At 31.4% G+C, this 19,887-nt stretch carries 20 protein-coding genes and 1 other RNA gene; 13 read left to right on the forward strand and 8 right to left on the reverse strand.

Annotated features, from left to right (window positions below; all coding sequences use genetic code 11):
* Position 1: 1 nt before the first annotated feature.
* A complete protein-coding gene (locus MHM83_RS13320; RefSeq protein ID WP_047789621.1) occupies positions 2–496 on the reverse strand; it encodes a DinB family protein in 495 nt (164 codons plus the stop codon).
* A 240-nt stretch (positions 497–736) separates the two neighbouring features.
* On the opposite strand from MHM83_RS13320, the gene MHM83_RS13325 reads away from it, so the two are divergent.
* Entirely contained in the window at positions 737–1,453 is a 717-nt protein-coding gene (locus MHM83_RS13325) for a hypothetical protein (RefSeq protein WP_073183261.1), read from the forward strand.
* 55 nt (positions 1,454–1,508) lie between these two features.
* On the opposite strand, the gene rny is transcribed toward MHM83_RS13325, so the two are convergent.
* The 4 genes from rny to MHM83_RS13345 form a co-directional block, all read right to left on the reverse strand.
* Positions 1,509–3,074: a ribonuclease Y gene (gene rny / locus MHM83_RS13330; RefSeq protein WP_239180259.1), complete on the reverse strand. Its 1,566-nt coding sequence runs from the start codon at positions 3,072–3,074 to the stop codon at positions 1,509–1,511.
* 48 nt (positions 3,075–3,122) lie between these two features.
* Positions 3,123–3,231, reverse strand: a non-coding RNA gene (ssrS, locus tag MHM83_RS13335) — 6S RNA.
* Between the two features lie 56 nt (positions 3,232–3,287).
* Positions 3,288–3,578, reverse strand: coding sequence for a cell division protein ZapA (locus tag MHM83_RS13340; protein WP_047789619.1), 291 nt, complete (start codon positions 3,576–3,578; stop codon positions 3,288–3,290).
* Between the two features lie 15 nt (positions 3,579–3,593).
* A complete protein-coding gene (locus tag MHM83_RS13345) occupies positions 3,594–3,884 on the reverse strand; it encodes a hypothetical protein (protein ID WP_047789618.1) in 291 nt (96 codons plus the stop codon).
* A 148-nt stretch (positions 3,885–4,032) separates the two neighbouring features.
* Between MHM83_RS13345 and MHM83_RS13350 the strand changes: the two genes are divergently transcribed.
* From MHM83_RS13350 to MHM83_RS13400, 11 genes are all read left to right on the forward strand, one after another.
* Complete coding sequence (locus MHM83_RS13350) at positions 4,033–5,724, forward strand: M23 family metallopeptidase (RefSeq protein WP_239180261.1); 1,692 nt, start codon at positions 4,033–4,035, stop codon at positions 5,722–5,724.
* An 11-nt stretch (positions 5,725–5,735) separates the two neighbouring features.
* Positions 5,736–8,180 carry a carboxypeptidase-like regulatory domain-containing protein gene (locus tag MHM83_RS13355; protein WP_239180263.1) on the forward strand — a complete coding sequence of 815 codons (2,445 nt, stop codon included), beginning with the start codon at positions 5,736–5,738 and terminating at the stop codon, positions 8,178–8,180.
* A gap of 166 nt (positions 8,181–8,346) precedes the next feature.
* The gene (locus MHM83_RS13360) at positions 8,347–8,931 is read left to right on the forward strand and encodes an SMI1/KNR4 family protein (protein ID WP_159611802.1); all 585 of its coding nucleotides are present in this window, start codon (positions 8,347–8,349) and stop codon (positions 8,929–8,931) included.
* A 125-nt stretch (positions 8,932–9,056) separates the two neighbouring features.
* Positions 9,057–9,383: a DMT family transporter gene (locus tag MHM83_RS13365; RefSeq protein ID WP_239180265.1), complete on the forward strand. Its 327-nt coding sequence runs from the start codon at positions 9,057–9,059 to the stop codon at positions 9,381–9,383.
* 8 nt (positions 9,384–9,391) lie between these two features.
* Positions 9,392–9,751: a DUF2200 domain-containing protein gene (locus tag MHM83_RS13370; RefSeq protein WP_159490651.1), complete on the forward strand. Its 360-nt coding sequence runs from the start codon at positions 9,392–9,394 to the stop codon at positions 9,749–9,751.
* 220 nt (positions 9,752–9,971) lie between these two features.
* Positions 9,972–10,550 (forward strand): non-canonical purine NTP diphosphatase, encoded by a 579-nt coding sequence (locus tag MHM83_RS13375; protein ID WP_159611806.1) that lies wholly within the window; start codon positions 9,972–9,974, stop codon positions 10,548–10,550.
* A complete protein-coding gene (locus MHM83_RS13380; RefSeq protein WP_239180267.1) occupies positions 10,551–11,582 on the forward strand; it encodes a FecCD family ABC transporter permease in 1,032 nt (343 codons plus the stop codon). It begins immediately after the preceding gene.
* A gap of 125 nt (positions 11,583–11,707) precedes the next feature.
* A complete protein-coding gene (locus tag MHM83_RS13385) occupies positions 11,708–12,412 on the forward strand; it encodes an ABC transporter ATP-binding protein (RefSeq protein WP_370642005.1) in 705 nt (234 codons plus the stop codon).
* Positions 12,413–12,477: 65 nt separating this feature from the next.
* Entirely contained in the window at positions 12,478–13,512 is a 1,035-nt protein-coding gene (locus MHM83_RS13390; protein WP_239180269.1) for a M28 family metallopeptidase, read from the forward strand.
* A 233-nt stretch (positions 13,513–13,745) separates the two neighbouring features.
* Positions 13,746–14,915: a histidine decarboxylase gene (locus tag MHM83_RS13395; RefSeq protein WP_239180271.1), complete on the forward strand. Its 1,170-nt coding sequence runs from the start codon at positions 13,746–13,748 to the stop codon at positions 14,913–14,915.
* Between the two features lie 54 nt (positions 14,916–14,969).
* Positions 14,970–15,611, forward strand: a complete 642-nt coding sequence (locus MHM83_RS13400; protein WP_239180273.1) for an outer membrane beta-barrel protein — start codon at positions 14,970–14,972, stop codon at positions 15,609–15,611.
* A gap of 42 nt (positions 15,612–15,653) precedes the next feature.
* Here MHM83_RS13400 and MHM83_RS13405 read toward each other — a convergent pair whose 3' ends face one another.
* The 3 genes from MHM83_RS13405 to MHM83_RS13415 all read right to left on the reverse strand — a co-directional run bounded on the left by MHM83_RS13405 (position 15,654) and on the right by MHM83_RS13415 (position 18,647).
* Positions 15,654–16,751, reverse strand: a complete 1,098-nt coding sequence (locus MHM83_RS13405; RefSeq protein ID WP_239180275.1) for a methyltransferase — start codon at positions 16,749–16,751, stop codon at positions 15,654–15,656.
* A gap of 20 nt (positions 16,752–16,771) precedes the next feature.
* Positions 16,772–18,304, reverse strand: coding sequence for an FMN-binding glutamate synthase family protein (locus tag MHM83_RS13410; RefSeq protein WP_239180277.1), 1,533 nt, complete (start codon positions 18,302–18,304; stop codon positions 16,772–16,774).
* Between the two features lie 91 nt (positions 18,305–18,395).
* On the reverse strand, positions 18,396–18,647 hold the full coding sequence (locus tag MHM83_RS13415) for a type B 50S ribosomal protein L31 (protein ID WP_047789607.1): 252 nt from the start codon (positions 18,645–18,647) through the stop codon (positions 18,396–18,398).
* A 197-nt stretch (positions 18,648–18,844) separates the two neighbouring features.
* Here MHM83_RS13415 and MHM83_RS13420 point away from each other — a divergent pair, with 197 nt between their 5' ends.
* Positions 18,845–19,885: a glutaminyl-peptide cyclotransferase gene (locus MHM83_RS13420; RefSeq protein ID WP_173360107.1), complete on the forward strand. Its 1,041-nt coding sequence runs from the start codon at positions 18,845–18,847 to the stop codon at positions 19,883–19,885.
* Positions 19,886–19,887 lie beyond the last annotated feature (2 nt).

The following is a 19,887-nucleotide window of genomic DNA, read 5'->3' on the forward strand; positions in this document are numbered from 1 at the left end:
ACTACTTTATTAATATTTTCTTAGGTGTTGTAGGATTATACCCAAAATCTGCATCAGGTAACTCTATTCCTAATTGATTTATAATAAAACCTATACTGGCAAAGTGATGTATTGCATGACTATGTGCCTGGATTAAAGCACTGCTTAAAGTATAATTTGCTGTTACTTTCCCTGTTCCTAAATCGTCAGTAACAGAAATAATTTTATCAAAATCTTCTGTCTTCAAACAATATAATTGCTCTATAACTTCATTAAAATATGCTATTCCTGAAGCTGTTTTTTGCTCTGCTAAATGATTACGTTCTCTATCAGAAAAATCAACACAGTTTTTATTTAGCCCATTAAAAATGCAGGTAAAAACGTCTAAAATATGTCTCATATTGGCCCCTATGCTCGAATAATAAGGCGGAATAGATGTATCACTATATTGTTCATCACTAATTGCTTCTAATAATTTAATCCCTCTTTGTAAATTTTTATCAATAGCTGCTATCATTCGTAAGTATAAGTTTTCAAGTAAGTCGTATAAATATAGAACTTTTTACGGGGAGAAATAAATTATTTTTTAAATCCTAAAAAAGACACTAAGTATCAGTAGTTTAAAGTAAAAAATCACTTTATATTATTACTTTTAAAAAGCTTTAAAATATTTTTTGGCACGTTCTTTGGAAAATTACATAACAACTGCGGAAGCCGAAAAGCATATAGAGTAAGCATAACCCTAAAATTAGCAATTATGAGAACAGGGATACTTTTATTATTAGCAATGATGTCATTAACAACTGTAAATGCCGACAACATTGAAAAATCAACTAGCAAAATTGGGGTTACATACCGTTATAATGAAGCGGTTACCTTTGTAGAAAGAGGAATCCAATTTCATGTGTTTTTAAATGGAGATTTCGATTTTAACACTCACTACGATAGATATTCTGACTATGGTGTACGTATAAAACGAGATAGAAGAGGACGTGTTAGAAGTGTTGGAAACGTATATATAAATTACGATGCCAGGGGAAATGTAAAAAGAATTGGTAGTGTATTTATGAGATACAAATTCGGAAACTTATTTAAGGTTGGAAATCTACATATTCAATATGATAGATGGGGAAACCCAAGGTTTAGAGGACATGTAAAATCAGGAGGACATCACTATTATGGAAATGATCATTATTATTACGATGATGGAGTTGATGTAAATATCGACATAAACATAGGAGATATTTTTGATTATGACGATGTATATTTTTACAGAAAAGACTTTAGAAGAAACTATCGTCAGTTTAGAGAAGATAAAAACTTTTATTACTACAGAGCATTACCTAATGCAAAAATTGGCAAGCGTAGTAAAGTTATAAAAAGACGTAAACATAAAATTTACAAAAACGACAACAATAAATATAGAAAAGGAAAGCCTGAACAAAGAGGTAAATCAAGAAGAAACCATGATTAAACAAAAATCCCTCATCAAAATTGATGAGGGATTTTTATATTTTATAATTTAATAATTACTTCGCTACATTTACTGCTCTTGTTTCTCTAATTACAGTAACTTTAACCTGTCCTGGATACGTCATATCATTCTGAATTTTTTGAGAAATATTAAATGATAATTCAGCAGCTTTAGTATCGTTAACTTTAGCACTTTCTACCATAACTCTTAATTCACGCCCCGCTTGAATTGCATAAGCTTTTTGAACTCCGTTAAATCCAAAAGCAATATCTTCTAAATCTTTTAAACGTTGAATATAAGAATCTAATACTTGACGACGTGCACCAGGTCTTGCTCCTGAAATTGCATCACAAACTTGAACAATAGGAGCTATTAAACTCTTCATCTCAATTTCATCGTGGTGAGCTCCAATTGCATTACATACATCTGGCTTCTCTCCGTACTTTTCAGCCCATTGCATCCCTAATAATGCGTGTGGTAATTCGCTTTCTGTTTCAGGTACTTTACCTATATCGTGTAATAAACCTGCACGTTTAGCTGCTTTAGCATTTAATCCCATTTCAGCTGCCATAATACCACAAAGATTTGCTACTTCACGTGAGTGTTGTAATAAATTTTGACCATAAGAAGAACGATACTTCATACGTCCTACAGTTTTAATCAATTCGGGGTGTAAACCATGAATTCCTAAATCAATAACAGTACGTTTACCAACTTCAATAATCTCCTGAGTGATTTGTTTTTCGGTTTTCTTTACGATCTCTTCAATTCTTGCTGGGTGAATTCTTCCGTCTGTAACTAATTTATGCATTGATAAACGAGCAATTTCACGACGAACAGGATCGAAACACGATAAAATAATTGCCTCTGGCGTATCATCTACAATAATCTCAACTCCAGTTGCAGATTCTAAAGCTCGAATATTACGTCCTTCTCTACCAATAATTCTACCTTTAACGTCATCTGATTCTAAATTAAATACCGACACACAATTTTCTACAGCTTGCTCTACTCCTACTCTTTGTATAGTGTTTAAAACCACCTTACGAGCTTCTTGTTGCGCTGTCATTTTAGCTTCTTCAATGGTATCTTGTATGAAAGACATTGCATCAGATTTTGCCTCATCTTTTAATGATGCAACTAATTCTGTCTTAGCTTCATCTGCAGATAAACCTGAAATTTGCTCAAGCATGTCTACATGACGCTTGTGCATTTTTTCTAGCTCAGATTCTTTTTTTTCTAAGAACTCTAATTTATAATCAAAATCAGCTTCTTTTTTTTCTAATTGTTTATTAAGTTTTCTGTTCTTATCTAGTTCTGATGATACTTGACTCTCTTTATCTCTAATTCTTTTTTCTACATCAGAAACTTTCTTTTCTCTAGATAAAATTACTTTTTCATGCTCTGATTTTAATTCTATAAACTTCTCTTTGGCTTGTAATATTTTATCTTTTTTTATTACTTCAGCCTCTACTTTAGCTTCTTTAAGAATGCTATTAGCCTCTTTTTTTGTTTCTTGTATTAATTTATTTGCATTAGATTTTTCTAACATTTTAGCAATAAAAAAACCTACTGCTACACCTATAATTCCTGCTAAAACAGGAAATAATATTCCCTCCATAATTTTGATTTGATTGTATAAAAAAAGCCCACATTAATAGGGTTTTAAAAACTCCAAAATAACAAGTTTAGGATTAACTGATTGATCAAGGATCCGAGGTAAAATCGGCTTGCTTTACTAATCACGACTCATCCTTTATAATTGAATAACGTTGAGTTTAACAAACAATGTACTAATGTAGGCAGTATATTAAATAATATATTTTAAAGAACGTTATAATAAATGATCTTCTAGCAAGTTAGTCAATTCATTTATCTTTTGCAATACTTCGGCTTTTTCTTTAGTATTTTTTAACGATACTATTTCTGCTTTTGATGCAAACTGTAAAGCACTCATTGCTAAAACATCTTGCTTATCTGCTACCGCATAATTTTGTTCAAACTTGGCTATTAATTCGTTAATACTTTTTGCTGCTTTTCGTAATCCTTCTTCTTCATCTGTACTATTTACACTTAATGGATATGTTCTCCCAGCAATTACCACATTAACTTTTATTTTTGCCATGCAAAAAAACTTATATTATGTATTCAAAAGGGTGATGCACTTATCAATCTCTCGAATTAAAGTATTTATTTTGAGTTTTGTTTCTCTTGTACTTTCGTTACTGCCCTCAATAGTTTTTGCAACTTTCAGCAAATTAAATTGTTTTTGCTGTTCTTCTAATTGCCTCTCTTTTTCCTGTAATAAAACTTGTAACTCTCCGTTATTTTGAAGTAAAACTCTATTTTCTTCTTTCAAAAACTCGTAGTTCGAAAGTAAGTCCTTCAATCTATCTTCCAGTAAATGAACTGCTTTTAAAGGGTTACTCATTTATTTTAGAGAATAAAACTATATTTACAAAGTTATTAATATAACTTATAATTAGCAACTCTTTTAGTGTTTTTTACTAAATTACTGATTTTAAATCTTTAACAGCTTTAATAGAATTTTATTAGTTTTGCTTTAAAACTGTTGCATTTTGAAATTTTATTTTTCTCTTATTCTATTTATCTTTTTTATTAGCGGACAAGCTCAAAATAAGTATCCGCGAAACTATTTTTCAAACCCTTTAAAAATTCCTATTGTATTGTCTGGTACTTTTGGAGAATTACGAAGTAACCACTTTCATTCTGGAATAGATATTAAAACTCAAGGTAAAGAAGGTATTCCTATTTACGCTCCTGCTAATGGATATGTTTCTCGTATAAAAGTGCAGCAATATGGTTTTGGAAAGGCTTTATATATAACGCACCCTAACGGTTATACAACTGTATATGCACATTTAAAACGTTTTGAACCAAGCATTCAACAGTATGTAAAAAGTATTCAGTACAAAAAAGAAAAATATAGTACAGGAAACCTTTTTCTTAAATCAGATAAATTCCCTGTAAAAAAAGGGCAACTTATTGGTTATACTGGTGATACTGGTAGTTCTGGAGGTCCGCACTTACATTATGAAATTCGAGATACTAAAACAGAATATATTATTAACCCAATGCATTTTGGTTTAACAGCTGAAGACGATAAAACTCCTACTGTTCAAAAATTAGTAGCCTATCCATTAAGTGATGATGCTAGAATTAATAATTCGGCATTAAAATCTGTTATTTCATTTAAAAATAATGGTGAAGGTAATTATGTTGCCGAAAAAATTACTGCCAGTGGCACTATTGGTTTTGGTATTAGCGTGTTTGACAGGTTAAATGGTGCTTTAAATAAAAATGGAATTTATAGTTTAGAAATGAAAGTAAATGGTAAACGTGTGTATTATCATGATGTTGAAACCTTTTCTTTCGCAGAGAGTAAATATATTAACTTATTAATTGACTATAAGCATTATAAAAAATATAGAGATAGAGTACAAAGAACACACAAGGTAGACGCAAATAGACTTAGCTTATATGAAGATTTAATAAACAACGGAAAAATATATATTGAAAACGGAGCTAATTACAATATTGAGATTATAGCCAAAGACTTCAAACATAACACTTCTAAAGTAAGGATACCAGTTAGAGGAACTGCAAGCAATTTAGTATTTAAGGAAAAAGATACTACTAACTATAAAATTATAGCAACTAACTTTAATAAATTTCATCAAAAAAATGTAACAGTTGCTTTTCCTAAAAACACTTTTTATAAAGATTGTTTCATTGATTTTAAAGTTGAAAATGGTACTGCAAAAATTCACAACCCTACAATTCCTTTAGACAAACGTTATACACTAACTTTTGAGACTTCTTTTTTAACAGAAGATCAAAAACAACATGTATATATCGCTAATGTTACAAATCCTAAATATCCAAGATACACATCTACAAGAAAAAAAATTGACAAAGTATATACTACCACTAAACTCTTAGGTAGTTATGCTTTACGTTTTGACATAGGAAAACCAACTATTAAGCTATACAATTTTAGTAACAATCAGTGGATTTCTAAAAATAAAACACTGAAAGTTAAAATTGGGGATAAAGAAACGGGAATAAAAAATTACCGCGCTACTATTGATGGTGAATGGATTTTAATGGAGTATAACCATAAAAAAAGAATACTTACATACGATTTTAATGATAAAAAGTTGGTTGGTAGCAAACATATTTTTAAACTTGTAGTCTCTGATAATGTGGGTAATACTGAAACAGTTTCAGCAACATTTTTCAGAAAGTAAACTAAACAAGCTTGAAAAAATTTATTCTTTTATTACTGTTCCCTTCACTCGTTTTTGCACAAAAAACAGCTACAGTAAAAGGAATCATTACCAATAAATTCAATACACCAATTGAAGGAGTTGCGATTTCCTATTTATCTAAAGGAACTACTACCGATGCTAATGGAATGTATCAATTTACAATTCCTATCCGTAAAACTGTTACTGTTACATTCACACATGTTTCTTATAAAACTTTGGTAAAAAAATTCACTTCTAGAGGAAAAAGAAACTTTAACTTCTCTCCTACTTTACAAATTAAGAGTGAAAAATTAGAAGAAGTTATCGTTAAAAGCCAACAAAAAGAAGCCCAAGGAATTACCAAAATAAAAACTAAAAAAGTAAAAAACATACTTGGTGCTAATGCTGGTGTTGAAAATATATTAATGACGCTCCCTGGAGTTAGTAACAACAACGAATTAAGCACTCAATACAATGTTCGGGGTGGTAATTTTGATGAAAACCTAGTTTATGTTAACGGAATTGAAGTGTATCGTCCATTTTTAATCCGTTCTGGCCAACAAGAAGGCTTAAGTTTTACCAATCCGCATATGATTCAGAATATCAATTTCTCTGCAGGTGGATTTCAAGCAAAATATGGAGACAAACTATCTTCTGTACTAGACATTACCTATCGAAAACCAACCAACTTTGGCATACAATTAGATTTGAGTTTATTAGGAGGAAGTTTTACTATAGAAGATACTTTTGCTAATAATAAACTAAGCGCAATTGTTGGTGTTCGTTATCGTGATAATAGCTTATTTGTAAATAGTAAACAAACCGAGGTTAACTTTAGACCTCAATTTACAGATGTCCAATCATTTTTAAGCTACCAAGCAACCAGAAAACTTACATTAAATTTCTTAGGAAATTTCTCTCTTAACAACTATAATTACAAACCACTAACTCGTAAAACTCGATTTGGAACCTTAACAAACCCGCTAGAATTAATTGTTTTTTATCAAGGGCAAGAAAAAGATCGTTTTCAAACCTTATTTGGAGCGTTCTCTGCTGATTATCAAGTTAACGACAATCTAAAACTTACTGGTACTATTTCTTCTTTTAATACACAAGAAGAAGAATATTTTGATATTGCTGCCGCTTACGCCATAGGAGAAGTAAATAGCAATATTGGTTCTGAAAATTTTGGTGAAGTTGAATTTTCTCAAGGAATAGGTTCGCAAATTAATCATGCACGTAACGACTTGGATGCTTTAATCAACAATATTCAGCTAAAAGCTACTTTAAAAGATGGTAATAATGAATGGAAAGCTGGTATTAAATACCAAAAGGAAAATATTAAAGACCGTATTCGTGAATGGGAAGTGATAGACTCTTTAGGTTTTTCTGTTCGTCCACCACACCACACCGGAAATAATCAACCATACGAACCTTTTACAGGTCCTATTGATCCTTACAGAAATGTGAGAGCAGAAAATGAAACAAACATTAGCCGTATTACTAGTTTCTTACAATTCAGTAGAAAAGCAATGTGGAATGACCACCAAGTTTGGATGAATATTGGAGTTCGTTCTCATTATTGGTCTATAAAAACAGCTTCTACTAATAGTTATTCTCAAACAATCTTGAGTCCTAGAGCGCAATTTGCTATTAAACCTGATTGGGAAAGCGATATGCTATTTAGAATATCTGGTGGATGGTATTCACAACCTCCATTTTATAAAGAATTACGTGATTATGACGGACAAGTACACCCCAAAGTAAAAGCGCAAAAGTCAATTCACATAGTTGCTGGGAATGAATATAGTTTTAACGTATGGGAACGCCCTTTTAAATTAGTTACTGAACTTTATTACAAAGATCTATCAGATGTAAATGCTTACTCTGTTGATAATGTCCGCATTCGTTATCGCGCAGACAATCTTACTAATGCCTATGCTTACGGTTTAGATGTTCGTTTAAACGGAGAGTTTGTACCTGGTAACGACAGTTGGGTTAGCTTTGGTTATTTAAAAACCGAAGAAAATATTAACAATAGAGGTTATATTGCTCGACCAACTGATCAACGTTTAAAATTTGGTGTATTATTTCAAGATTATGTGCCTAACTTACCTGACTTAAAAGCTTATCTAAACCTTGTTTATAACACTGGGTTACCTGGTGGAGCTCCTGCTTACGCTGATGTATATCAATTTCAAAATCGTTTGAACGATTATAAACGTGCCGATGTAGGAATTTCTTATGTTTTTGCTGATGCTAACAAACAACATAAAACTGGATTCTTACGTAACTTTAAAGAACTTACCGCTGGTTTAGAATTATTTAACATTTTCGACATCCGTAACTCCAACACCAATACATGGGTACGTGATGCTTACAGTAAAAACCAATACGGTATTCCTAACTATATGACAGGAAGAGTGTTGAACTTTAAGTTAGGAGTACAATTTTAGTCTTCTCTACTCTTTTTTAACGAAAAATTAGCGAAAAAACTTCCTTAAGCATTTTCCACACATAGTACTTTAGCTTGAAAATTTAAATAGTTCTGTGAAAAGCTCTATCTATTTTTTTACAAGAAGTCTAGTAAGCATTAATATTACATTACAAAAAATAATTACAATGAAAAATCAAAAAATTGAAATAGAAAATTTATGGAACCGTTTTAAAAATTGGGTTTCTTCTAATGCTCCTCATTTATCTGAAGAGCTTCAGCCTGCAATTCAACCAGAAGAAATAAAACAATTACAACAAACCATACAAACAGAACTACCTGAAGACTTTATAGCCTTTTTAAGTATACACAACGGTCAAAACAGAAATGCCGAAGGCTTAATAGATGCTGAAGAGCTACTTTCTTCTAATAGAATAATTGATGAATGGAAAATTTGGTATGATTTATATGAGGGTGGAGATTTTGAAGATAGTGAAGCTGAACCCGATGAAGAAATTAAAGACTTTTGGTGGAACCCTAAATGGGTTCCAATTACTTATGATGGTTCTGGAAATCATCTATGTATAGATATGGATCCTACAGAAAATGGAACTAAAGGACAGATAATAAGAATGTGGCACGACGATAGTGTAAGAGAGTATATAGCACCTTCTTTTAAGGTTTTCTTTGAGAACTATTGTACCAATCTTGAAAACAACAAATATGTATATTCTAACGAGTGGGGAGGAATAATTATTAAAGAAGATTTGTAAAACCTTTAACTCAGCTCAATAGCAGTAATATTTTAACTTCAAAATAAAACAAGTGAAAAGATAGCACACCTTAGCTTGTAATTGAATAAAGTTATTGTATTTTAGTATCTAAAAAGCAATTACAAATGAATTGGATTTTGTTAATTATAGCTGGTTTATTTGAAGTAGCTTTTGCAGCTTGTCTTGGAAAAGCTAAAGAAACTACTGGAATAGAAGCCACATATTGGTATATTGGCTTTTTAATCTGTTTATCTATCAGTATGTTGCTTCTCATAAAAGCAACCCAAGAGCTACCTATTGGAACTGCCTATGCAGTTTGGACAGGAGTTGGTGCTGTAGGAACAGTACTAATTGGAATTTTAGTTTTTAAAGAACCCGCTACATTTTGGCGATTATTTTTTATCACAACATTAATTACTTCGATTGTAGGACTCAAAATCGTTTCACATTAACCTAAGTCATGAAAACAACACCCAAACACGACGAAAGAATAGCGAGCATGACTTTTGCTTCTGTTTACCCTCATTATGTTACTAAAGTTGAGAAAAAAGGAAGAACAAAAGAGGAGTTACACCAAGTAATTGAATGGCTTACCGGTTTTAACAATCAAAAATTAAACAAATTAATTGATCAAAAAGTAACTTTTGAATCCTTCTTCAAAGAAGCCGACTTAAATCTAAATGCTCATTTAATTACAGGAGTTATTTGTGGTTATCGAATAGAAGAAATCGAAACTCCGTTAACGAAGCAAGTTCGTTATTTAGACAAGCTTGTAGATGAATTAGCTAAAGGTCGTAAAATTGAGAAAATTTTACGATAAACCTTTTAATTTTTCTTTTTAAAAGCTATATCGGTTTCTTTGTTATTTGAATAAAAGAGGCCTTGAACCCTTTTAGGGCACTTAATAACCCTTAACCCTACCTTCACACAACACCTCTTTATTTACAAGACTTTCAAGACGAATACCTTTTTTATAAAAATAAAAACACCAGCAAAGATGATAAAAATTGAATACATTTGCTTTTGTTAATTTTCAACACATGAAACTAGTTTTTGCTACTAACAATCTAAACAAACTTGCTGAAGTACAAAAAATGTTACCTAACTCTATTGAGTTACTTTCTTTGAAGGACATCGATTGCTTTGATGATATTGAAGAAACCGCAACTACTTTAGAAGGAAACGCCAAAATTAAAGCAAATTATATTACTGAAAAGTTTGGATATAATTGTTTTGCCGACGATACAGGTTTAGAGGTAGAAGCTTTAAATGGAGAACCAGGAGTATATTCTGCTCGCTATGCTGGTGAACCTGCTAATGCAGAAAACAACATGCAAAAACTATTAACAGTGTTGAACAATAAAACTGATAGAAATGCTCAGTTTAGAACTTCTATTTGTTTAAATTTAGATGGAAAGCAATTTTTATTTGATGGAGTTTGTAAAGGAACCATTTTAACATCTAAGCAAGGTGAACAAGGTTTTGGATATGATCCCATTTTTCAGCCTGAAGGATACAACAAATCATTTGCAGAAATGACTTCAGAAGAAAAAAACAAAATAAGTCATAGAGGATTAGCTATTCAACAATTAGTCGCTTTTTTAAAATCAATTAGTTAATTGAATTTATCAAAAACATACACAGTTCACTTTTTACTTTTATCAGTTTTACTGATTATTTTTCTACTACTAAACATTAGTTTAGGTTCCGTATCTATTCCTTTAAAAGAAATTTTCAACTCCTTATTTGGTAACCCTGTTGTAAAAGATAGTTGGGAAACCATTATCATTAATTACCGCTTGCCAAAAGCAATTACAGCAATGCTAGTTGGGTCAGGATTAGCTATAAGTGGTTTATTAATGCAAACATTATTCAGAAATCCACTTGCAGGCCCTTTTGTATTAGGAATATCTTCTGGTGCAAGCCTTGGTGTAGCATTACTCATTTTAGGTTCTAGTGTTTTTGGAGGATTTTTTCTTGTAGCTATTTACTCTAACTGGGCATTAGCCATTGCTGCAAGTTCAGGATCTTTCTTAGTATTATCAGCAGTTATCATAGCTGCAAATAGAGTTCGTAATACGATGTCTATTTTAATTATTGGATTAATGTTTGGCTCATTAACATCAGCAGTTATTAGCGTATTAGCTTTTTTTAGTGAAGCTGAACAAATACAACAATATTTATTTTGGAGCTTTGGAAGTTTGGGGAATCTAACTTGGGCTGAACTTTCTGTTTTTGGAATTATTTACCTTGTAGGAATTCTCGGAACATTTTCTGTCATAAAACCTTTAAACAGTTTTTTATTAGGTGAAAACTATGCAAAAAGCTTAGGTATTAACATTAAAAAAAGTAGAAACATTATTTTACTAATCACAAGTATTCTTACAGGAGTAATTACTGCTTTTTCAGGTCCTATTGCTTTTGTTGGACTAGCTGTTCCACACATTGCTAAAATGATTTTCTCTACATCAAACCATAAAGTATTATTACCTGCTGCTGCTTTAATTGGAGCAATTATTCTGTTAATTTGTGACAGTATAGCGCAGTTACCCACAAGCGAATTCACCTTACCTATTAACGCAATAACATCATTATTTGGAGCACCTGTAGTTATATGGCTATTAATTAGGAAGAAGAAAATATATGTATAAAATTAAGATTATAAACAGTTAAACAAGTAAACATCAAGCAACAACAAAAACATATCGTCTTACAAACAGAAAACCTTTCAATAGGATATAAATCAAAAAAGCAAGAAACACTTATTGCTTCAGATATTGATTTAACTATTGAAAAAGGAAAATTTGTTGCTTTGTTAGGTAAAAATGGAATTGGAAAATCAACCTTACTCCGTACCATTTCTAAGGTTCAAAAACCTTTGAACGGAACTGTAAAAATCAATCAAAAAGAACTTTCAACCTATACTAATCAAGAATTATCTACTACGCTGAGTTTAGTATTAACCGAACGTTTACCGCTAAGTCAGCTAACGGTTTTTGAACTCGTTGCTCTTGGACGTCAACCTTACACTAACTGGATTGACAAACTAACTCAAGAACATCTAAAAAAAATTCTCTGGGCAATTGAACAGACAGAAATCTCCCATTTAAAAGACAAACGATTTTATGAATTGAGCGATGGTCAACTACAACGTGTACTTATTGCTCGTGCACTAGCTCAAGATACCGAAATCATTATTTTAGATGAACCTACTGCTCATTTAGATATACATCATACATTCAAAGTGTTTTCTTTATTAAAAAAACTCGTAAAGAATACAAGAAAAACTATCATTATATCTACCCACGAAGTGAATTTAGCCATTCAACTTGCAGATGAATTCATACTTCTTTCTGAAAAACAACTATATACAGGTACTTCACAAGACTTAATTAGTAAAAATGCTTTTGAAAAACTTTTTCCAAAAGAATTAATAAGTTTTAACAAAACATTAGAACAATTCGTTATCAAGAAAAATTAAATTTGAGCAATTGTAACATTTTCTTACTTTTGAAACTAATCGAACTAAACAAACCTTAATTATTGATGAAAAAATTACTTTACATGGCTAGTGCAGCTGCACTGATAGCCTGTGGTTCTAGCAAAGAAACAGCTAGTACTGATAATGATACTACTGATTTTGCAGCTAAATATGCCAAAACTATTACTGCAAAAGATTTAGGAAAACATCTATTTATCTATGCTTCAGATGAATTTGAAGGAAGAAACACGGGGGAGCCTGGACAAAAAAAAGCGGTAAAGTATTTAAAAGATTTTTATGTTAGTCAAGGAGTAGCTTCTCCTTTAGGTGGTGATGATTACTTTCAAGAAGTACCTTCTGAATACTTAAGTAACAACCGTAGAGGAATGACTTTAAAAGATTCTGAAAATGTTGTTGCTTTTATCAAAGGAACGGAAAAACCAGATGAAATAGTAGTTATTTCAGCTCACTTAGATCACGAGGGAGTTAAAAATGGAGAAATATACAATGGTGCCGATGATGATGGATCAGGAACTGTAGCTATTTTAGAAATTGCGGAAGCTTTTAAACAAGCTGCCGATGCTAGTAAAGGCCCTAAACGTTCTATTTTATTTTTACACGTTACAGGTGAAGAAAAAGGTTTATTAGGATCTAAATATTATACTGAAAATCCAATTTTCCCATTGGCTAATACTGTTACCAACTTGAACATTGATATGATTGGTAGAGTTGATGACCGCCATAAAGGAAATCCAAATTATGTATACTTAATCGGTTCTGATAAGTTAAGTACTGAATTACATAACATTTCTGAAGCGATGAATAAAAAGTATACTAACATCGATTTAGATTATAAATACAACGATGATAACGACCCTAATCGTTTTTATTATCGTTCTGACCACTATAATTTTGCTAAGCACAACATTCCTATTATTTTTTATTTTAATGGAACACATGCCGATTATCACAGACCAACTGACACTCCTGACAAAATCAATTATGAAATGTTAGAGAACAGAACTCGTTTGGTTTTTCATACAGCTTGGGAAGTTGCGAATCGTGAGAATCGTGTTGTGGTTGATAAAGCCGCAGAATAAGGTCTAATCAAATTTAAATTATAAAGTTTAAAAGCTCATCTAAATTAGATGGGCTTTTTATTTTCTTTAATATTACTCTTAAAATATATCTCCTTTTACACTTAAAAAAGAACCCTAACCAGATTATTTATCTACCAAAAAAAATAAATTAGAAAAATAATCTAAATATTAAACAAATAGCTGACAAATAATATTGATTCGCTTACATTTGCCCGCTTAAATTTTAATATACTATGGTTAACGAAGGAAAATTATCATTAGAAGATCAACAAAAACTAGATAAGTTACAAGAAGAATTGGTTTCTGCTCGTGATACTTTTTTAGGGTATCCTGTGTCAAAAGATTTCGATTATTCAGAATTAAATAATTTTTTTCAATATCCAATTAACAACCTTGGTGATCCTTTCGAGCAAGGCACTTATCGTGTGCGAACCCATGAAATGGAACGTGAGGTTATTGCATTTTTCGCAAAACTATTTAGAGCAAATCCGAAAGACTTTTGGGGATATGTTACCAATGGTGGCTCAGAAAGTAACCTGTATGGTTTATACATTGCTCGTGAATTATTTCCTAAGGCTATGGTATACTATTCTGAATCTACTCATTATAGTGTGCGAAAGAATATCCATTTATTAAATATCCCAAGTATTGTAATTAAATCGCAAGAAAATGGCGAGATGGATTATGAAGATTTTGAAAACACTGTTCGTATGAACCGTCATAAACCAGTAATTGTATTGGCAACTTTTGGTACAACGATGAAAGAAGCAAAAGACGATATAGGTAGAATTAAAGGAATTTTAAGCAACCTTGCTATCCAAGACCATTATATTCATTGTGATGCTGCCTTAGCTGGCTCTTTTGGACCGTTCATGCAACCTCGCCTTCCTTTTGACTTTATGGATGGTGCAGACAGTATATCTATTAGTGGACATAAATTTATTGGTTCACCAATCCCAACTGGTGTATTAATGGCTAAAAGATCAAATAGAGATAGAATTGCTAAAGGTATTTCGTACATCGGCTCTTTTGACACTACTATTACAGGCTCTCGTAACGGACATTCTCCTTTATTCTTGTGGTATGCTTTAAAGCAATTAGGTGTCGAAGGTTTACAACAGCGTTATCAGCATAGTTTAGCTGTAGCTGAATACTGCGAAGCTGAATTACAAAAAATTGGAGTAAATGCTTGGAGAAACCCTAATGCAATTACTGTTGTATTACCAAAAACTCCACAAAGTATTAAAGATAAATGGCAGTTAGCTACTGAAGGGAACATTTCTCATGTTATTTGTATGCCTAACGTAACAAAAACTCAAATTGATGAATTTGTAAATGATTTAAAAAATTGTACAGAACAAATTATTGAAGAGGAATTTTCCTATGATTTTTCATTAAGCTAACCTTTTATTAATCTAAGACAAGTACTTTTGATTGCTATAAAAGAAAATTTAATTATGAAGAAATTATTATTAAGTACAATGCTACTTGCATTGTCATTTGCTTATGGGCAAGAAAAAAAAGAAAATGAAAAATTAACTATTGAAAAAGATACGTGGTATGTTGGTGGGAATGTTTCTTTAGGACACACCAATTCCGAATTTGAAGATTCACCTAATACTTCTAAGTATTTTAATTTTAACTTCTCCCCTAAGATAGGTTATACTTTCAACGACAACTTAATTCTAGGGTTGGGCTTAGGGTATGGATACACGGAAAGCGAGTCAGGAAACACAACAAATAATCAAGTAAACACAACTAATCATTTTAGAGTTTTCCCTTACATCAAAAAATATTTTCCTGTTGGAAAGAAATTGACTATTTCGTTACAAGGAGAATTTAGATATAGCTATTCAGAATATGAAAATAATAATGCTTTAAATTCTAATGGAGGTCATACAAACGAATATTTTATTGGTGTTCGACCAGGAATAACTTATTTCTTAAACAAAAATTTAGCTTTAGAGGCTAACATAGGAGCTTTAGGGTACAACAATGGCACACAAGAGCCTAGAAATTCATCAAAAAGAACTTGGAGTTCTTTCGACTTTAATATAAACTCAACTGATTTAATGTTCGGTTTATCATATTATTGGTAGTATTAAAGTTTACAAATCAAACAAAAAACGCTAAGAAAATTCTTAGCGTTTTTTTATACATTCTATTATTTGAAACTTTTTATTTTGTTCTAACACACTCACCGAAGTAAAAAGCTTTGTTAGGTGCGTACTATAATTCAAATGGGAATTAGCGACTAACAAAAACCTCCCTTTGTTTTTCAAACAATTTTCTACTCCTTTAAAAAGGTTTAGTGCCACTTCAATATTATTCTCATGTTCAAAATGAAAAGGTGGATTTGATACAACTAAATCAAATGAGTTTTTATCTAATTTTTCTAAAGTATCATCACATACAAACTCTGCTTTTTTTCCTTCTAAGTTAACTTTAGATGATTCAATAGCTAAGTTAAAATCATCTACTAAAGTTACTGCTGCTCGTGGATTTTGATTAGCAACTTCATAAGCTATAATTCCATTTCCAGAAGCTACATCTAATACTTTTAACTCCTCTGTTTTAACTTCTAAATTTTCTAAGAAAAATTGCGTTCCTATATCTATGCTTCCAGAAGAAAACACACCGTAATATTGCTGTAAGACTTTGCTTTTCCAATGGATGGTATTAATTAGATCCTTATGCTTGACTTCTTTTTTAGGTACTTTTAAAATCAACAAACGTGCTTTTTTCCATGCTTTTGACTGAGTAACCTCTTCAAAATATTGTTCAGCAACTTTTATAAAAGAAACTGAAAAATATTTAGTCATAAACCCACAAACTACTTCAGTATTTTCATGTGAAGCTTTATGTATTTGTTGTAAAAACAACTCAAACAACTCTAATGACTTTGGAATTTTAATCAATGCTAAATCAATACTCTCTAAGTTGTCTAAAGGAGTTTTAAAATCGACTTCCGTAGAAATGTTATTCAGTTTTAAATTTTGACGAATTGCTTTTTGCTGACTAGCATACGTCCAAACAGTCGTAACTTTTTTATGCTGTAAAGCGCAATTCCACACTCCAAAACGGTCATTAAAAAGGTGTAACCCCTCTATATACTTATCGGTTATATAATCTAACACTAAGAGTTCAGCGTTACTCCAAGCTCGTAAACTTTTATCGGAAGTATTGGGGTAACGCTGTAATTGATATGTTTTTGAATTTATTTTTACTCTAGTATCCAATTTTAACTAGTTTTCTTTATTTAACTAACTAAAACCTTTTCTTTAGTGTAGTAAACTTTATCTAACGAAGTTATTTCTCCTGTTCTTTTTCTTCTAAAAATGTGTTTTGCCTCTACATCTTTAATTGAATCTTTTCCCATAGCTGCAACCATTTCTTTAATGGCACTAATTGTCTTATTATGGTAATTCTTTACACGCATATTCTTATACTTAACTACCAAAGCCTTTACTAAGTCCTTCTCTTGTGTTGCTACACCCACAGGACAAGTATCTAAATTACATTCACGTGCCTGAATACAGCCTAAACTTAACATAAAGCTACGAGCCATACCAATTGCATCGGCTCCTAATGCTAGATATTTAATCACATCAAAAGCATCAATAGCTTTACCACTTGCAATAATTTTTATTTGGTCTTTTAGTCCGTATTTTTTCAACATCTTATTTACAAAAGATAGTCCTTCTAATAAAGGTGTACCAATGTAGTTTGAAAACTCTAAAGGTGCTGAACCTGTCCCTCCTTCTCCTCCATCAACAGCTATATAATCAGGGTAATTATTAGCATCAGCAAAAGCTTTAATCATCGTTTCGATTTCATCGTTGTCTCCAACACAAAACTTAATTCCAACGGGTTTCCCTCCAGATAATTCTCTCACCTGTTGAATAAATGCAACCATTTCGTCAAAATTAGAAAAAGCATCGTGTGCCGGTGGTGAATCTACTCGTGTAAAAGGCTCTACAGAACGAATTTCAGCAATTTCTTTCGTGTTCTTTTTTGCTGGAAGAATTCCACCATGACCTGGTTTAGCTCCTTGTGAAAGCTTTATTTCAACCATCTTTACCTCTTCTCTAACAGCATTTTTCTTAAAAACCTCAGCATCAAAAACACGTTTACCATTTACACTTTTCCCTGCTCCAAAATACCCTGTACCTACCTGAAAAATTAAATCTCCTCCTTGTAAATGATAAGGAGAAACTCCTCCTTCGCCTGTGTTATGAGCAAAGCCTCCCATTTTAGCACCTTGGTTTAATGCCATAATTGCATTTTTACTCAACGAACCAAAAGACATTGCAGAAATATTGATTATAGAAGAGTCATATTTTTGTGTACACTTATCTGAACCAATAAGTACTCTTTCTCCTTTGATATGATGATGATCTTTAGGGAATAGTGAATGTTTCACAAACTCATACCCTTTTGCATATACATTATGTTGAGTACCAAAAGGTACTGTTTCAATTTCTTTTTTTGATCGCTGATAAACAATACTTCTTTTTTCACGATTAATAGGCTTTCCGTTTAAATCGTCTTCAATAAAATACTGTTGAATTTTTTCTCTTTCTTCTTCAAATACCCAACGTAAACGAGCAATTACTGGAAAAGCTCTCATTAATGAATGCTTTTTTTGAATAAAAGCATCATATATTGCTAACAGAGTAACTGCTGTAGCTACTGTTAGTAAAATGTAATTTCCCATATCTGGCATGAAATAAACTAACACACCACATAAAATATTTATTACAATAACAACAGATAAGATAGTATCTCTCATTTTTTTTTATTTTTTTGCAAAAATACAATTTTAGCATAAAAAAAGCTCTGACATATAGCCAGAGCTTTCTTGTATATTTGAATACTTGAAATTATTTTTTGAATTTCGCGTACTTATTTTTGAACTTATCAATACGCCCTGCAGTATCTACTAACTTAGACTTACCAGTGTAGAAAGGATGTGAAGTTCTTGAAATTTCTAATTTAATTAATGGATACTCAACTCCTTCTACTTCTAAAGTTTCTTTTGTGTTAGCAGTTGAACGTGTTAAAAAAACATCTCCGTTAGACATGTCTTTAAACGCTACCATTCTATAATTTTCTGGATGTATACCTTTTTTCATCTCTTGTAAATTTAAAATCTTTTATTTTTGTTGAAAAAATTATAAAGTTGGTAAAGCTTTATAGTTCTTTCATATATCAAAAACCTGCAATGGCTATTTGAGGGTGCAAATTTAACCCTTTTTTTTAATTTGCAAACAAATAATTTGCTTTAATTTGTAGTACATCTTTATAAACTATAGAAAATAACATTTTATATATGCGTTTTTATAAACTTTTATCATTAGGATTAACTACTTTACTCATAACTTCTTGTAGTGAAACTAATTACAAATTTAAATTAAACACTACTAAAAAAACCACTCTAGGCGAAAAAGCCGCTATTAAGTTTGAACAATTGAAGGGGGAGCAGATAGATTCTGTACACCTTTATGTAAACAACAAACGTGTAAATACTAACGAAACAAGTGTTACTATTAATACTGCCGATTTTGGTGTAGGAAAACATGCTGTTACCGCATTGGCTTTTTATCCTAATAAATCAAAAAAATTAAACAACTCTATTGAGATTTTAGCAAAAGAGGCTCCTGCTGTATACTCTTATAAAATTGTAAACATTTACCCACATGATAAAGGAGCCTATACTCAAGGACTAGAATATAAAAACGGTTATTTATATGAAAGTACGGGGCGAAACGGTGAATCTACTTTACGAAAAGTTGAATTAGAAACTGGAAAAGTTTTACAAAAGATAGATTTGGATGAAAAATACTTTGGTGAAGGAATGACCATTTTTAATAATAAAATTTATTGGTTAACATGGCACGCTCGAAAAGGATTTATATACGATTTTGAAACATTTAAACAACTTGGCAGCTTTAATTACACCAATAGTAATCAAGGATGGGGATTAACACATAACGGTTCTGAGCTTATTAAAACGGATGGAAGTAACAAAATTTGGTTTTTAGACGCCAATAATCAGCAAGAAAAAAGAAGTGTTCAAGTATACACAAACAAATATCCCGTTGATAATTTAAATGAAATTGAGCTTATAAATGGTAAAGTTTATGCTAATAAATGGCAACAAAACTCAATAGTTATTATCAATCCAGAAACAGGTGTCGTTGAAGGTGTAGCTAACTTAAATGGATTGAGAGATATTGTTGCTAAAGATCAAACTTTGGAGACTCAAGATGATGTACTAAACGGAATTGCATATGATTCTGAAAACAATCGTTTATTTGTTACAGGAAAACATTGGGGAAAATTATTTGAAATAGAATTAATCAAACAATAATC

Origin of the sequence: Tenacibaculum sp. Mcav3-52, assembly GCF_022347665.1 — a bacterium.
GTDB classification, from domain to species: Bacteria; Bacteroidota; Bacteroidia; order Flavobacteriales; family Flavobacteriaceae; genus Polaribacter; species Polaribacter mesophilus.

Coding starts and splice junctions, on each gene's coding strand:
- MHM83_RS13320 (WP_047789621.1), bottom strand. CDS start 496: ATGATAGCAGCTATTGATAAAAATTTACAAAGAGGGATTAAATTATTA.
- MHM83_RS13325 (WP_073183261.1), top strand. CDS start 737: ATGAGAACAGGGATACTTTTATTATTAGCAATGATGTCATTAACAACT.
- rny (WP_239180259.1), bottom strand. CDS start 3,074: ATGGAGGGAATATTATTTCCTGTTTTAGCAGGAATTATAGGTGTAGCA.
- MHM83_RS13340 (WP_047789619.1), bottom strand. CDS start 3,578: ATGGCAAAAATAAAAGTTAATGTGGTAATTGCTGGGAGAACATATCCA.
- MHM83_RS13345 (WP_047789618.1), bottom strand. CDS start 3,884: ATGAGTAACCCTTTAAAAGCAGTTCATTTACTGGAAGATAGATTGAAG.
- MHM83_RS13360 (WP_159611802.1), top strand. CDS start 8,347: ATGAAAAATCAAAAAATTGAAATAGAAAATTTATGGAACCGTTTTAAA.
- MHM83_RS13365 (WP_239180265.1), top strand. CDS start 9,057: ATGAATTGGATTTTGTTAATTATAGCTGGTTTATTTGAAGTAGCTTTT.
- MHM83_RS13370 (WP_159490651.1), top strand. CDS start 9,392: ATGAAAACAACACCCAAACACGACGAAAGAATAGCGAGCATGACTTTT.
- MHM83_RS13375 (WP_159611806.1), top strand. CDS start 9,972: ATGAAACTAGTTTTTGCTACTAACAATCTAAACAAACTTGCTGAAGTA.
- MHM83_RS13390 (WP_239180269.1), top strand. CDS start 12,478: ATGAAAAAATTACTTTACATGGCTAGTGCAGCTGCACTGATAGCCTGT.
- MHM83_RS13395 (WP_239180271.1), top strand. CDS start 13,746: ATGGTTAACGAAGGAAAATTATCATTAGAAGATCAACAAAAACTAGAT.
- MHM83_RS13400 (WP_239180273.1), top strand. CDS start 14,970: ATGAAGAAATTATTATTAAGTACAATGCTACTTGCATTGTCATTTGCT.
- MHM83_RS13410 (WP_239180277.1), bottom strand. CDS start 18,304: ATGAGAGATACTATCTTATCTGTTGTTATTGTAATAAATATTTTATGT.
- MHM83_RS13415 (WP_047789607.1), bottom strand. CDS start 18,647: ATGAAAAAAGGTATACATCCAGAAAATTATAGAATGGTAGCGTTTAAA.
- MHM83_RS13420 (WP_173360107.1), top strand. CDS start 18,845: ATGCGTTTTTATAAACTTTTATCATTAGGATTAACTACTTTACTCATA.